Source organism: Amycolatopsis thailandensis (genome assembly GCF_002234405.1).
GTDB classification, from domain to species: Bacteria; Actinomycetota; Actinomycetes; order Mycobacteriales; family Pseudonocardiaceae; genus Amycolatopsis; species Amycolatopsis thailandensis.
The window spans coordinates 1-600 of sequence record NZ_NMQT01000272.1 but is presented as its reverse complement, the minus strand read 5'-3'; the positions used below and the strand labels follow the sequence as shown (position 1 = coordinate 600).

At 68.8% G+C, this 600-nt stretch carries 1 protein-coding gene; it reads left to right on the top strand.

Annotated features, from left to right (window positions below):
• Positions 1-108: 108 nt before the first annotated feature.
• On the top strand, positions 109-600 hold a 492-nt coding region (locus CFP71_RS42255; protein ID WP_093939446.1), incomplete at its 3' end, for a class I SAM-dependent methyltransferase.

The window sequence follows — 600 nt, the reverse complement described above, 5'->3', positions numbered from 1 at the left end:
CCCCGCGACGCACGGGCCGCCCTCGACGCCGACGCGGGCACACTCCTGGTTTTGCCATAACGGCAACGGAACTTGCGAGCCCGGTCGAATCAGGGGCATCTTTCGGACATGGATTCCACACAACAGTTCTGGGAAGACTTCTATCGAGACAAGGACCAGGTCTGGAGCGGCAAGGCGAACCCGATCCTGGTGGCCGAGGTCGCCTCGCTGACGCCGGGCACGGCACTGGATCTCGGCTGCGGCGAAGGCGGCGACGCGATCTGGCTCACGCGGCAGGGATGGCGCGTCACCGCCGTCGACATCTCGGACGTCGCGCTGAAGCGTGCCGCCGGGCACGCGGCCGAAGCCGGTGCCGAGGGCATCGTCTGGGAGCGCCATGACCTGGCGAAATCGTTCCCGGAGGGGCGCTTCGACCTCGTCTCCGCACAGTTCTTCCACTCCCCCGTCGAGGAAAACGGCGAGCGGGACAAGGCACTCCGACGCGCCACCGAGGCCGTGTCCCCCGGCGGGACCCTGATCGTCGCCGGCCACGCGGGCTGGCCGACGTGGATGGAAGAGCCGCCGCACAAGGACGTCCACTTCCCGACGCCGGCCGAGGTA